Source organism: Deferribacter abyssi (genome assembly GCF_049472655.1).
Classification (GTDB): Bacteria; Chrysiogenota; Deferribacteres; order Deferribacterales; family Deferribacteraceae; genus Deferribacter; species Deferribacter abyssi.
Map to the genome: position 1 here is coordinate 1 of NZ_JAQNCS010000018.1, position 12,504 is coordinate 12,504.

A 12,504-nucleotide genomic window follows, 5' to 3' on the forward strand; every position below is an offset into this window, starting at 1 on the left:
GTTCTCCCTCCAACGTCTTTAAAAGCCCACGACCGGAATCGAACCGGTGACCTCGTCCTTACCAAGGACGCGCTCTAACCGACTGAGCCACGTGGGCATCTATATACAAAAAAATCAGGCGAAGACATCACGCACTTCGCCCTTTTATATCTCCTATTGAAAAAAGCGGGCGACGGGATTTGAACCCGCGACCCTCAGCTTGGAAGGCTGATGCTCTAGCCAGCTGAGCTACACCCGCTTTACATGGGGAGAGGAGGATTCGAACCTCCGAAGGCAAACGCCAGCAGATTTACAGTCTGCCCCCTTTGGCCGCTTGGGTATCTCCCCTTACCAATAAAGCTGGCGAAGGGACTTGAACCCCCAACCTGCTGATTACAAGTCAGCTGCTCTACCGATTGAGCTACGCCAGCTTATGTTTTTAGCGGATGTGGATACTATAAAAAAAAGAATATCTTGTCAAGTACTTTTAATAAATTTTATAAAAAATCTCTACCATCCTCAAATTGGATATTACATAATATAATAACATAACATCACTAAACAAATAACTAACTTCTTGACATATTATATATTTACAATTTTAAACCATAAAACTCAGTAAATTAAGGCATTACAAATTTATGCCCCTTAAGTCTGACTGAAAACACTGGACAAGGAGACTTTCTCACCACTTTTTCTGCTGTCGATCCAAATAACACATGCTCAAGTCCTGATCTTCCATGCGTCCCTATAACAATCATGTCAAAATTATTTTCTTTAGCTTCATTTATTATCTCCAAAAAAGGTGTGCCTTTAGCAAATTTAGTGGTAAATCTTATTTGATTTAATGCTGGAAAATCATCAATCAATTTGTTCATCTCCTTTTCAGCTGCATCTTCAAGCTCTTTATCAAAGTTTTGAAATGTTACCTGTGGTAGATAAAATGCAACAATCTGAGTCTCGTCAAAAATAACATGGAATATTTCTAACTCAGCATTAAAAACAATCGCAAAATCAATAGCATATTTTAATGCAAATCTAGAAGTCTCAGAAAAGTCTACTGGACATAAAATTTTCCTTATACTCACCATTTTAGCACCTCTCTATAAACTTTATTAAAGTATAACATATAATACTAAATAATCAAACTTATACTTAAAAAATATCACAAACACTATTATCTTGGCTGATTTGTAGGTCTAATCAAAATTTCATTTAAACTAACATGTTCTGGTTGCTTCAATACAAATAATATTGTTTCAGCAACATCTTCGGGTGTCAGCATTTTTACACTTTTTTTATATTCTTTAAACCCTTCAGGTAAATTCTCTCCCCAATCCGTATCCACAAGTCCAGGCTCTACAGTAATAACTCTTACATTTTTGGAGCATAATTCATCTCTTAAACTTTCGGAAAAACCAACTACAGCCCATTTACTAGCACAATAAACCGATAAACCTGCAAATCCCTTCCTACCAGCAACTGAAGCGATATTCACTATTGTCCCTTTATTATCAATTAAATCTTGAATGAATAAAGATGTTAAATAAATTAATCCTGTAACATTTAAACTTATAATCTCATTTATCGTTTCAAAACTTTCATCCTTTAGAAAATTAAATATACCTCTACCCGCATTATTTATCAAAATATCAATCACCCACCCATTTTTCTTCACATTTTCATAAACTCTATCCGCACCATCTCTTGTAGAAAGATCAGCATCGACAAAAAGAGGCTCAATCCCTAAATTCTTAAAGTAATTTCCTAACTCACTATTACTACTAATATTCCTAGCAACAAGTACTATCTTATTAACAATCTTTTGTTCTGCCATTTTTTTTGCAATATGATACCCAATCCCTTTGCTTGCTCCAGTGATCAATGCAATCTTCATTGTCTCCTCCCACATTTGTTATATATAACCCTAAAATAATTCTTACCATAAATATTGCAATATAAACTAGTTACATCAAAACCATCTCCAATATACTTATGTAACTCGTTAATCCATATATGAACCTAGTTAAATATAAACTAAACTAGTATTTGACATAAAGATGTGAAATTAATAAAATTGAGTATTGTAAAAAAATATAAATATGTCTTAACTCTAATAATAACAAAGATTTTGAACATAAAGCAGTTCTAGCTAATGGAAAAAATTAAATTAAAATTAAAAATTAGGAGCAAAAATGGAAAAAAAATTCAGAAACCTTGTAAATATTATAAAAAAATTAAGAGCTCCAGATGGTTGTCCTTGGGATAGAGAGCAAAATCTTTATTCACTTAAAGATTACATCATCGAGGAAGTGTTTGAGTTTATTGATGCTTTAGATAGAAAAGATATAACTAATATTATAGAAGAACTTGGAGATATTTTATTACATGTACTATTTCATTCTATCATAGCTGAAGAAGAAGGGCTTTTCACATTAAATGAAGTTATCGATACAATTTCAGAAAAACTGATAAGAAGGCATCCACATGTTTTCGGAGACATAAAAGTTAAAAGTACGGATGAAGTCATGATAAACTGGGAAAAAATCAAGGCTGAAGAAAAAAAGAAAGGAAAAAGATCAATATTAGATGATATTCCTGCAAAAATGCCTTCCATTCAGCGTTCTTACAAATTACAAGAAAGAGCCAAAAAGGTCGGTTTTGACTGGCAAAGTAGTGACGAATGTATGATGAAAGTTCATGAAGAATTCAACGAGTTGCAGGACGCCATCAAAACAGGAAACTTAAATGATATTGAGCACGAATTTGGTGATTTATTATTTGCACTCATAAATTTGTCCAGATTTTTGAATGTAAATGCGGATGAAGCTTTAAGAAAAGCAAACAACAGATTTGTAGATCGCTTCAAGCATATTGAAAATAGACTTGCCGAAAAAGGTTTGTCTCCTGAAGATGCAACTCTAGATGAATTAGAACAACTATGGAAAGAAGCGAAAAAAGTAAAATAATAAATTTAATATTCTGCTATATTTTTATTGCATTAAATCAAAATAAAAGTAGATTAGTCTTAAAAATAACAGGAGATTAAAATGAGTAGAGAAGATTTACTTGAATTAAAAAAAGAAATAACAATCGTGGAAGACTTTGCTGAGGAACTTGACGAACAGGAATTGAAACAATTGGATGAACTGAAAAAAATGTTTGATGATGGATTTAATAAGTTATCAGATGATGATAAAAAATGGTTGAATATGGAATTCTTCAAATGGATTGAGCTCTATATTAACGAAGTTTCCTGCACTGCTAATGGATGTTCCTGTTGTGCTGGCGGATGTGATATCGAATTTTAATCATTAAATCAAAATTTATGCGCTCAATTTACTTATAAATTGAGCGTCCTTCTTCCCTAATTTTATCAAATTCTTTTGTTGCAAACTTAAAAATAAAAAGTAATATACCCGTCAAAATAAATATTGAGGTATTTTATGGCAATTGGTGTATTTGATTCAGGGGTTGGCGGATTAACTGTTTTTAAAAGTATTGCTAACTATTTCCCAACACTTGACATCTTTTATTTAGGTGATACGGCTAGAGTTCCTTACGGCATAAGGTCTAAAGATACCATAATCAAATACAGTATTGAGTGCGCCCAATATTTGTGCAATCACTATAACATAGAAGCCTTAATCATTGCATGTAATAGTGCTTCAAGTTGTGCCATTGAGGCTTTAAAGGAAAAGTTTAATATTCCTGTGATAGGTGTGATTAAACCAGGTATTAGAGCCGCTTTAAAAACAACTAAAAACAAAAAAATACTTATAATCGGTACACAAGCTACCGTTAATAGCAACGCTTATTTACAAGGTATCAAAGAAATTGATCCATCCATTCAGATATTCCAAAAAGCCTGTCCACTATTCGTACCCATAGTTGAAGAAGGTTTATTTAACCATCCTGTTGCCACACTAATGATTAAAGAATACCTTGAAGATTTTATCTCAAAAAATATAGACACAATAATTTTAGGTTGTACCCATTATCCTTTATTAAAAAATAAAATTAAGGAAATTTTCACAAACATTAATATTGTAGATTCTTCTACTGCAATCTTAGAAGATATTGAAAAGCTTAACATAAATTTCGACAATTCAGGAAAAAAGTTGATTCATATAACCGATTATTCTCAGTCTTTTGAAAATCTAAAAAATACTCTCGTTGGTCAAATACCTTACAGAATTATTTCTATTTCTGAGTAAAATACATACATTTCACACCTGAACTTTTGTATACCTCCACTGATGGCAAATATTTCGACTTAAATCCTAAAATTCTACATCCATAAGGGAAATTTTTATCCCAGGTTATATAAAATCCTTTACATTTATGACAATTTACTTTTTTATCTGACTTCATCAATTTTGTTCATCACACTCTTAACTTTATTTTCCATTCCACTTTTCCTATCTCTACGATAATCTATTTTTATTGAAATCGACAGTCTATTACAATCCTTCAGCTCTTCTGCACCCTCATTTATCACTTTCAAAACATCTTCCAATGTCTCTCCTTCAATTACTGTTCCCATAGGTGTAAGTGTCCATTGCAAACCACTTTCTTCAACTTTTTTTACAACTCTTGCCACATATTTAGATACACTTTCCTCTTTACCTATGGGGGTAATACTAAAAAACGCCATCGCACTCATTCTTCCCTCCACATACTTAATAAGAATATCCAACGCTATTTACAGAAAAGTTAAGTGATTTTATTTTGATTTCAATAGATTTTCAAATTCTTCACTTTTTTGAATAAGAGGTGGCTCAATTCTCAATTCAGCACCACCACCCAAGATAAACTCTACAAATGCCAATCTTGCTTGCTTTTCAAGAGAAGAGTGCAAAAATCTAATCCTTTTTGGCTCAAGCCTTTTTTCCCTTCCAAAGGAAATTATATCCACTAACATATCTGCATCATAACTCAAATAAAATAATCCTCTATTCTTCAGTACCTTACTTACATAATCCATTAAATCTTCAATATTCATACTTTCATTGAATCTTGCTATATTTTCTCTATCTTCTTTACACAACCTACCTGTACCAATTTTTCTGTATGGCGGGTTACAAACAACTAAATCATACTTTTTGGAGGGTTTAAATTTAAAAATGTCACCATGATATGGCATTACACTATCGGATAAACTGTTAATTTCCACCGTCTTACACAGACATTCAAACATCAAATTATCTATTTCCACAGCATCAATTTGAGCTTTCGAAAACTTTTTTAACAAAAGTACAGAAAGAATTCCGCTACCACTTCCAATATCAAGTATATTTTTAATACCAGCTTTTTTTCTTACAAATTGATAAAGTAACGGAGAGTCTATAGAAAACCTAAAACCATTTATGGGTTGAACAATCTTAACATCAGAATATATAATCGAATCGATAGTAAACCATGACATAAAAAAAAAAAAAACGGCCTAGCGGCCGCTTATTTTTTATATTTTTCTGCTACTGCTATTCTTAGTAACTCTCTTTGTAGTTGGGCTTCCACTTTTCTAAACTTAATCTCATCCTCTTTTCTAACTGACTCAAGCTCTTTTTCAGCTTCAAGCTTTCTTCTGATAGCTTCTTCTAAATTTATTTCGCGCCCAAGCTCAGCACTCTCTGCTAAAACAGTTACCTTATTATCAGAAACTTCTAAAAAACCTCTATCAATAGCTACATACTCTTCTTGTCCATCTTTTTTATATACAAGCTCACCTACTCTTAATGCAGTTAAAAAAGGTGTATGCCCTGGCAACACACCAAAATCCCCTTCTACTCCAGGAGCTATAACTTCATCAACTTCTTCATTTAACAGTTCTCTCTCCGGCGAAACAAGTATAAACTGCAATTTATCTGCCATTTTTATCCTCTTTTCTTCAGTTGCTCAGCCTTTTCATAAACCTCTTCAATCCCACCTACCATATAAAAAGCCTGTTCCGGTAGATCATCACACTTACCATCAAGTATCTCTTTAAAACCTCTAATAGTATCTTTAAGTGGTACATACTTACCTGGCATACCAGTAAACTGCTCAGCTACATGAAATGGTTGTGACAAAAATCTTTGAATCTTCCTTGCCCTAGAAACAGTAAGTTTATCCTCTTCAGATAATTCTTCCATACCCAAAATAGCAATAATATCTTGTAATTCTTTATATCTTTGAAGAACAGCTTGAACACCTCTCGCCACAGAGTAATGCTCTTCACCAACTATATTAGGATCAAGGATTCTTGAAGTAGAATCCAATGGATCTACTGCAGGATAAATACCAAGCTCAGCGATTTGACGAGAAAGAACTGTTGTAGCATCAAGGTGAGCAAATGTTGTAGCTGGAGCTGGGTCAGTAAGGTCATCAGCAGGTACGTATACAGCCTGAACTGATGTAATAGAACCTTTTTTAGTAGATGTAATCCTTTCTTGCAGCTCACCCATTTCAGTACCCAGTGTTGGCTGATAACCAACAGCTGAAGGCATACGTCCAAGTAACGCTGAAACCTCAGAACCTGCCTGAGAGAATCTAAAAATGTTATCTATGAAAAGAAGAACGTCTTGCCCTTCAACATCTCTAAAATATTCTGCAATGGTCAAACCTGTAAGACCTACTCTCATCCTTGCACCAGGTGGTTCGTTCATCTGACCATAAATAAGTGCAACTTTGTCAAGAACTCCTGCTTCTTGCATCTCTAGCCAGAGGTCATTCCCCTCTCTTGTTCTTTCACCAACACCACAAAATACAGAATAACCACCATGCTGCTTTGCAATATTATTAATTAATTCCATGATCAATACTGTCTTACCAACACCAGCACCGCCAAAAAGCCCAGTTTTACCACCTTTAGTATATGGTTCTAATAAGTCAATAACCTTAATACCTGTCTCAAGAATTTCATAGCCAGTTTCCTGATCTTCAAGTTTTGGTGCCGATCTGTGAATTGGCCAATAATCATCAGCTTTAACTTCTCCCGCTTCATCCACAGGTTCACCAACAACATTTAAAATTCTACCCAACGCTCCTTTTCCAACTGGTGCAGTTATTGGTTTACCTGTATCAACCACTTCCATTCCTCTTACAAGACCATCTGTAGATGTCATAGCAACAGATCTGACAGTGTTTTCACCTAAATGCTGCTCAACTTCACAAATGATTACTCGATTATGAACCTTATCTTCAATTTTTAATGCATTATAAATCTCAGGGAGATTCCCTGATTCGAATTTTACGTCCACCACCGGACCAATAATCTGAACAATTTTACCTACATTTGCCATTATATACACCCCATAAATTTCATTATTTTAATGCTTCAGCACCATTAACTATATCAAGTATTTCTTTGGTAATTGCCGCTTGGCGAGCTTTATTAAAACTTAGTACTAATTTATCAATAAGCTCACCTGCGTTTCTTGTCGCATTGTCCATCGCCGCCATCCTAGCACCGTGTTCACCAGCAATCGATTCAAGGAGAGCTCTATAAATTGTAAAACTAATAAACTTAGGCATAATATTCTTAAGTAAAATATCCGGTTTTGGCTCATAGAGATAATCTATTAACACATCATTTTCCTCTTTTTCAAAAGACAAAGGAAGCATCTTCACCACTTTTGGCACATGATATACGATGGATTTAAACTCATTAAAAAGAAGATAAACTTCATCAAATTCTCCACCTAAAAATCTATCTACTATAACTTTCCCAATCTTAATAGCATCATCGTACGTTACTTTACCACTAAAATTTGTATATTTTTCAACTATTTCAACATCTCTGTTTTTAAAAAAATCGTAACATCGTCTACCAATACATATTAATTTAATATTTTTATCGCTATTTTCATGAATAAATTTACTTGAAGCTTTAATGACATTTGCATTAAAAGCACCACACAAGCCTCTATCAGAGGTAAAAACAACTAAACATAAATTTTTCACCTCTTCCTTAGGCTGCAAAAACGGATGAAGTTCAGGATTTACTCTCTTACCAATAGATGAAACTACTTCGTATATTTTGTTAGCATAAGGCCTAGCTGCCTCCATGGCTTCTTGTGCCTTTCTCAACTTAGCAGCAGAAACCATTTTCATGGCCTTTGTAATTTTTTGTGTACTTTTTACTGACTGTATTTTTCTTTTAATATCCCTCATTCCGGGCATTATTATCTCCTAATTATGCACTAAACTGCTTTTTAAATTCTTCAACAGCAGCTTTCATTTTATTGGTTAATTCATCATCTAAAGCTTTCTTTGTTCTTATATCTTCCAGTATATCTGACTTATTTGTTCTTACATAATTAATAAATTCTTTCTCAAATCGTTGAATACTCTTAGTTGGAATATCATCAAGATAACCATTAACTCCTGTAAAAATAATCAAAACTTGCTCCTCTACTGGTACTGGTTGATATTGCCCTTGCTTCAAGATTTCAACAAGCTTTTCACCTCTATTAAGCTGGGCCCTTGTTGCAGCATCAAGATCACTACCAAATTGAGCAAACGCAGCTAACTCTCTATACTGAGCAAGATCAAGACGTAAACGCCCAGCTACTTGCTTCATAGCCTTGATTTGTGCAGAACCACCAACCCTTGATACAGATAAACCTACGTTTACTGCCGGTCTAATTCCTGAATAAAATAGATCTGTCTCAAGATAGATCTGACCATCAGTAATAGAAATAACGTTCGTAGGAATATAGGCAGAAACGTCGCCTGCTTGTGTTTCAATAATTGGAAGAGCAGTTAAAGATCCAGCCCCATTCTCATCATTAAATTTAGCTGCTCTCTCCAGTAATCTCGAATGAAGATAAAATACATCTCCAGGATAAGCCTCCCTACCAGGTGGTCTCCTAAGAAGTAGAGACATCTGTCTATATGCTACTGCGTGTTTTGAAAGATCATCATAAATCAAGAGTGCATGTTGCCCTCTATCTCTAAAATATTCACCCATTGTACAACCAGCAAACGGAGCAATAAATTGTAATGGTGCAGGATCACTTGCCGTAGCAGCAACAACAATTGTGTAATCCATAGCTCCATGTTTTTCAAGTATATCTACAACCCTTGCAACGGTAGATCTTTTTTGACCTATTGCAACATAAACACAAATAACATTCTGACCTTTTTGGTTGATAATTGTATCAATTGCTACAGCAGTTTTACCTGTCTGTCTGTCACCGATAATCAATTCCCTTTGTCCTCTACCAATAGGTATCATTGCATCAATAGCTTTAATACCGGTTTGAAGTGGTTCATGAACCGGTTTTCTTTTAACAATTCCTGGAGCAATTTTCTCAATAACGTCATACTCTTTAGCCTCAATAGGTCCTTTACCATCAATTGGTTGACCTAAAGGGTTCACAACCCTTCCTACAAGTTCTGGACCAACAGGAACAGAAGCTATCCTACCAGTTCTCTTTACAACATCTCCCTCTTTAATGTGCTCAAACTCACCCATGATAACAATACCAACGTTATCTTCCTCAAGGTTAAACACAATACCATAAACCCCACCAGGAAGCTCAACAAGTTCTCCAGCCATTGCATTATCAAGGCCATAAACCTTTGCAATACCATCACCGGCACTAATAACAGTACCTATCTCTTCCATTTCAACTTTCTGTTCAAAATGTTCAATTTGTTCTTTAATGATTTTGCTTATTTCTTCAGCCCTTATTTGCATACAGCATAACTCCTTTTTTTATTTATACTTGTAATAAAGTTTCTTTTAATTTCTTTAGCTGCCCTTTTATACTTGCATCATACAAATTGCTTTTAATCTGAGCAACAAATCCCCCTAGCACCGTTTTATCTATCTCAACATTCAAATTCACTTTCTTACCAGTAACTCCTGACAAGACATTACTAATTTCCTTTCTCAGCTCATCATCATACTCATCAGCAATTTTCACATAAGCATCAACTTCTCCTTTTTCTTCCATCAAAAGTATCCTATAATATACATAAATCTCAACAATTAAACCCAACCTATTTTTCTCTGTTAGCATTAATAAGAAATTATACAAGGTCTCGCTTATATTATTTCTATTTTTTAACTCACCAAAAACTTTTTCTTTTTCCGTTTTTCTGATTAAAGGATTTCTTATTAACTCTTTAAAATCGACTGAATTATTATACAAATCAACCAGCATTTTCAGTTCACTCAATATTTGCTCTACGTTATTTTTCTCTTTTGCATAACCATATAGTGCATTAGCATATCTTTTTGCAACTATAGTAACTATCAATTTTGCACCTCTAATAACTTTTTAATATATTCTCTAGTTAACTTCTCCTTAACATCTTTGTCAAGAGAAGCATTTAGCCTTTCTTCCGTAAGCTTCATCGAAAGCTCAACAGTTTTTTCTTTTAGCTCTTGTTTAGCCTTAGCAAGCTCAGAATCTATAAGGTTTTCAGCAAACTTCTTAAGCTTTTCAATATTTTTTTCTGCATCTTGTAAAATTTGTTCTTTTTCTTTCTCAATCGCTTCAAAAGCTCTTTTCTTCATAGTTTCTAGCTCTTGTTCCATAGTTTCTAACTTATGCTTATAGTTAGTCAACTCTATTTCCGCTTCCTCTCTTGCCTTAGTTGCACTATCAATCAATTTTTTAATTTCATCAGCTCTATTGATTAAGTATCTGCTCAATGGATTTTTGAGTAGTTTTACAATAATAAAAACAAAAACAGCAAATGTAATTAATCTCCATACAAACCCTTTTATATCAGGACCGCCATGACCAGTTTCTTCAGCCAAAGCAACATACGGAATTAACATCAACACAAAAGCAAAAACTCTATACACACAGACCTCCTATGCAACCTTGGTTATTTTTTTAACAATAATATCAGCTATAACTTTAGCCTCTCTTTCAAGTGTAACCTTAGCTTTTTCTTTCTCTAATTCAATCTCTTTCCTTGCATTCTCCACTTTTTCATCAATCTCTGCCTTAACTTTACCAACCATTTCATTCGCTTCAGATATCGCCTTTTGCCTTATATTATTTTGATATTCAGCAATCTCTTTTTTAACATTAGTCATCTTTTCTTCGTACTCTTTTTTAAGTTTATCAAGCTCTCTCTGCAACTCTTCAGCAGATCGTTTTAAATCATTAATTTTCCTATTTCTACTCTCCATTGTCGAAAGTATTGGATCATAAATCATTTTCTTGCCAATAAGAAGTATTAGCAAAAAATTAACCATCTGTAAAAATACAGTCACATCAATATTTATCATTTTACCTCCTAATTTATCTTAATCAGATTGTATACTGTACACAATTACTAGAACCCAAGGCTTTCTTATCAAAACTAATAATTATTGTCAACCTTTTTTTACTGCTTATTAAAACGTTATTTTAATACATCTATCCCAGGCAAACTGCCAAATTCTATGTACTCCAGAGATGCTCCTCCTCCCGTAGATATATGATCAATCTTATCTACAACTCCAGCTTTTTTAACAGCACTAACTGAATCACCACCTCCTACTACAGTAACTGCATCAATGGTAGCTAGAATTTTAGCAATACTGAATGTCCCTTCAGAAAACTGCAACTTCTCAAAAACACCCATCGGCCCATTCCATAACACCGTTTTACTCTTTTTTAATATTTCAATATAAGATTTTATTGTCTTTTGCCCAATATCTAACCCCATTTTACCTTCAGGTATATCTATATTATCAACATATTCTGCTTCTCCATCAAGCGAATCACTCACAACATGATCCTCAGGCAATAATATTGAAACATTTTTATCATTCGCCAACTTTATAATCTCTTGTGCTAATTCTACATAATCATCCTCTACCAAAGAACTACCTATTTTATGCCCTTGGCTTTTTAAAAAAGTATATGCCATTGCTCCACCAATCAATATATTATCCACAAGATTAATCAGACTCTTCAAAACCCCTATTTTATCACTAACCTTAGCACCACCTATAATAGCAGTAAATGGCTTTTCAGGTGATTTCAACAACTTCTCAAAATATATCACTTCTTTCTCAATGAGAAATCCAGCCCCCTTTTCTTTCATAATTTTAGGCAAACCATAAACAGACGCATGCTTTCTATGGCATGTACCAAAAGCATCATTTATATAAACATCTCCAAGCTTTTTCAACTCATTTACAAAATTTTCAAAGTTTTTCTCTTCACCTTTATAAAATCTAAGGTTTTCTAGTAAAACTACATCACCATTTTTCATATTTTTTGTGTAGTGAACAACTTCCTCACCTATACAGTCATTTAAGAAAGGCACATTTAAATAATCTGCTATTGGCTTTAAAGAAAGCTCAGATTTTCTCTCACCTTTCGGTCTTCCTAGATGACTTGCCAGAATTACTTTTCCTCCGTTTTCTTTTATAAAGTTTATTGTTGGTAGTGCTTCTTTTATCCTTGTATCATCTAAAATCTGACCATTTTCTATAGGTACATTAAAATCTACTCTTACAAAAACACGTTTATTTGTCAAATCAAGTTCAGTAACTTTTTTAATCATACCAATCCTCCTAATCAACTA

At 33.7% G+C, this 12,504-nt stretch carries 16 protein-coding genes and 4 tRNA genes; 3 read left to right on the top strand and 17 right to left on the bottom strand.

The window, feature by feature from the left end:
* Positions 1–23 precede the first annotated feature (23 nt).
* From OWK30_RS09735 to OWK30_RS09760, 6 genes are all read right to left on the bottom strand, one after another.
* Positions 24–97 (bottom strand) — tRNA-Thr (locus tag OWK30_RS09735).
* 67 nt (positions 98–164) lie between these two features.
* Positions 165–238: transfer RNA gene (locus tag OWK30_RS09740), tRNA-Gly, on the bottom strand.
* A 6-nt stretch (positions 239–244) separates the two neighbouring features.
* Positions 245–327 (bottom strand) — tRNA-Tyr (locus tag OWK30_RS09745).
* Between the two features lie 10 nt (positions 328–337).
* Positions 338–410 (bottom strand) — tRNA-Thr (locus tag OWK30_RS09750).
* A gap of 192 nt (positions 411–602) precedes the next feature.
* The gene (locus OWK30_RS09755) at positions 603–1,070 is read right to left on the bottom strand and encodes a universal stress protein (RefSeq protein WP_423326004.1); all 468 of its coding nucleotides are present in this window, start codon (positions 1,068–1,070) and stop codon (positions 603–605) included.
* An 86-nt stretch (positions 1,071–1,156) separates the two neighbouring features.
* The gene (locus OWK30_RS09760) at positions 1,157–1,876 is read right to left on the bottom strand and encodes an SDR family oxidoreductase (RefSeq protein ID WP_423326006.1); all 720 of its coding nucleotides are present in this window, start codon (positions 1,874–1,876) and stop codon (positions 1,157–1,159) included.
* Positions 1,877–2,174: 298 nt separating this feature from the next.
* On the opposite strand from OWK30_RS09760, the gene mazG reads away from it, so the two are divergent.
* The 3 genes from mazG (at position 2,175) to murI (ending at position 4,196) form a co-directional block, all read left to right on the top strand.
* A complete protein-coding gene (gene mazG / locus OWK30_RS09765; RefSeq protein WP_423326008.1) occupies positions 2,175–2,948 on the top strand; it encodes a nucleoside triphosphate pyrophosphohydrolase in 774 nt (257 codons plus the stop codon).
* An 81-nt stretch (positions 2,949–3,029) separates the two neighbouring features.
* On the top strand, positions 3,030–3,290 hold the full coding sequence (locus OWK30_RS09770) for a hypothetical protein (RefSeq protein ID WP_423326010.1): 261 nt from the start codon (positions 3,030–3,032) through the stop codon (positions 3,288–3,290).
* Positions 3,291–3,425: 135 nt separating this feature from the next.
* Positions 3,426–4,196, top strand: coding sequence for a glutamate racemase (gene murI, locus OWK30_RS09775; RefSeq protein WP_423326012.1), 771 nt, complete (start codon positions 3,426–3,428; stop codon positions 4,194–4,196).
* On the opposite strand, the gene OWK30_RS09780 is transcribed toward murI, so the two are convergent.
* From OWK30_RS09780 to OWK30_RS09830, 11 genes are all read right to left on the bottom strand, one after another.
* Positions 4,183–4,353 (bottom strand): uracil-DNA glycosylase, encoded by a 171-nt coding sequence (locus tag OWK30_RS09780; protein ID WP_423326014.1) that lies wholly within the window; start codon positions 4,351–4,353, stop codon positions 4,183–4,185. The genes murI and OWK30_RS09780 overlap by 14 nt on opposite strands.
* The gene (locus OWK30_RS09785) at positions 4,340–4,645 is read right to left on the bottom strand and encodes an MTH1187 family thiamine-binding protein (RefSeq protein ID WP_423326016.1); all 306 of its coding nucleotides are present in this window, start codon (positions 4,643–4,645) and stop codon (positions 4,340–4,342) included. The genes OWK30_RS09780 and OWK30_RS09785 overlap by 14 nt, the downstream gene beginning before the upstream one ends.
* Positions 4,646–4,705: 60 nt before the next feature.
* A complete protein-coding gene (locus OWK30_RS09790) occupies positions 4,706–5,407 on the bottom strand; it encodes a tRNA1(Val) (adenine(37)-N6)-methyltransferase (protein ID WP_423326018.1) in 702 nt (233 codons plus the stop codon).
* A 29-nt stretch (positions 5,408–5,436) separates the two neighbouring features.
* A complete protein-coding gene (locus OWK30_RS09795) occupies positions 5,437–5,853 on the bottom strand; it encodes a F0F1 ATP synthase subunit epsilon (protein ID WP_423326019.1) in 417 nt (138 codons plus the stop codon).
* A gap of 2 nt (positions 5,854–5,855) precedes the next feature.
* Positions 5,856–7,262: a F0F1 ATP synthase subunit beta gene (atpD, locus tag OWK30_RS09800; RefSeq protein WP_423326020.1), complete on the bottom strand. Its 1,407-nt coding sequence runs from the start codon at positions 7,260–7,262 to the stop codon at positions 5,856–5,858.
* A 22-nt stretch (positions 7,263–7,284) separates the two neighbouring features.
* Positions 7,285–8,142 carry an ATP synthase F1 subunit gamma gene (atpG, locus tag OWK30_RS09805; protein ID WP_423326021.1) on the bottom strand — a complete coding sequence of 286 codons (858 nt, stop codon included), beginning with the start codon at positions 8,140–8,142 and terminating at the stop codon, positions 7,285–7,287.
* Positions 8,143–8,155: 13 nt separating this feature from the next.
* The gene (gene atpA, locus OWK30_RS09810; RefSeq protein WP_423326022.1) at positions 8,156–9,664 is read right to left on the bottom strand and encodes a F0F1 ATP synthase subunit alpha; all 1,509 of its coding nucleotides are present in this window, start codon (positions 9,662–9,664) and stop codon (positions 8,156–8,158) included.
* Positions 9,665–9,686: 22 nt separating this feature from the next.
* On the bottom strand, positions 9,687–10,229 hold the full coding sequence (gene atpH, locus OWK30_RS09815; RefSeq protein WP_423326023.1) for an ATP synthase F1 subunit delta: 543 nt from the start codon (positions 10,227–10,229) through the stop codon (positions 9,687–9,689).
* The gene (locus tag OWK30_RS09820) at positions 10,226–10,783 is read right to left on the bottom strand and encodes a F0F1 ATP synthase subunit B family protein (RefSeq protein ID WP_423326025.1); all 558 of its coding nucleotides are present in this window, start codon (positions 10,781–10,783) and stop codon (positions 10,226–10,228) included. Before OWK30_RS09820 ends, atpH begins: the two co-directional genes overlap by 4 nt.
* Positions 10,784–10,792: 9 nt before the next feature.
* Positions 10,793–11,215 (bottom strand): ATP synthase F0 subunit B, encoded by a 423-nt coding sequence (locus OWK30_RS09825; protein ID WP_423326027.1) that lies wholly within the window; start codon positions 11,213–11,215, stop codon positions 10,793–10,795.
* A 116-nt stretch (positions 11,216–11,331) separates the two neighbouring features.
* On the bottom strand, positions 11,332–12,483 hold the full coding sequence (locus OWK30_RS09830; protein ID WP_423326029.1) for a phosphoglycerate kinase: 1,152 nt from the start codon (positions 12,481–12,483) through the stop codon (positions 11,332–11,334).
* Positions 12,484–12,504: the final 21 nt, after the last annotated feature.

Coding starts and splice junctions, on each gene's coding strand:
- OWK30_RS09755 (WP_423326004.1), bottom strand. CDS start 1,070: ATGGTGAGTATAAGGAAAATTTTATGTCCAGTAGACTTTTCTGAGACT.
- OWK30_RS09760 (WP_423326006.1), bottom strand. CDS start 1,876: ATGAAGATTGCATTGATCACTGGAGCAAGCAAAGGGATTGGGTATCAT.
- mazG (WP_423326008.1), top strand. CDS start 2,175: ATGGAAAAAAAATTCAGAAACCTTGTAAATATTATAAAAAAATTAAGA.
- OWK30_RS09770 (WP_423326010.1), top strand. CDS start 3,030: ATGAGTAGAGAAGATTTACTTGAATTAAAAAAAGAAATAACAATCGTG.
- murI (WP_423326012.1), top strand. CDS start 3,426: ATGGCAATTGGTGTATTTGATTCAGGGGTTGGCGGATTAACTGTTTTT.
- OWK30_RS09780 (WP_423326014.1), bottom strand. CDS start 4,353: ATGAAGTCAGATAAAAAAGTAAATTGTCATAAATGTAAAGGATTTTAT.
- OWK30_RS09785 (WP_423326016.1), bottom strand. CDS start 4,645: ATGAGTGCGATGGCGTTTTTTAGTATTACCCCCATAGGTAAAGAGGAA.
- OWK30_RS09790 (WP_423326018.1), bottom strand. CDS start 5,407: ATGTCATGGTTTACTATCGATTCGATTATATATTCTGATGTTAAGATT.
- OWK30_RS09795 (WP_423326019.1), bottom strand. CDS start 5,853: ATGGCAGATAAATTGCAGTTTATACTTGTTTCGCCGGAGAGAGAACTG.
- atpD (WP_423326020.1), bottom strand. CDS start 7,262: ATGGCAAATGTAGGTAAAATTGTTCAGATTATTGGTCCGGTGGTGGAC.
- atpG (WP_423326021.1), bottom strand. CDS start 8,142: ATGCCCGGAATGAGGGATATTAAAAGAAAAATACAGTCAGTAAAAAGT.
- atpA (WP_423326022.1), bottom strand. CDS start 9,664: ATGCAAATAAGGGCTGAAGAAATAAGCAAAATCATTAAAGAACAAATT.
- OWK30_RS09825 (WP_423326027.1), bottom strand. CDS start 11,215: ATGATAAATATTGATGTGACTGTATTTTTACAGATGGTTAATTTTTTG.
- OWK30_RS09830 (WP_423326029.1), bottom strand. CDS start 12,483: ATGATTAAAAAAGTTACTGAACTTGATTTGACAAATAAACGTGTTTTT.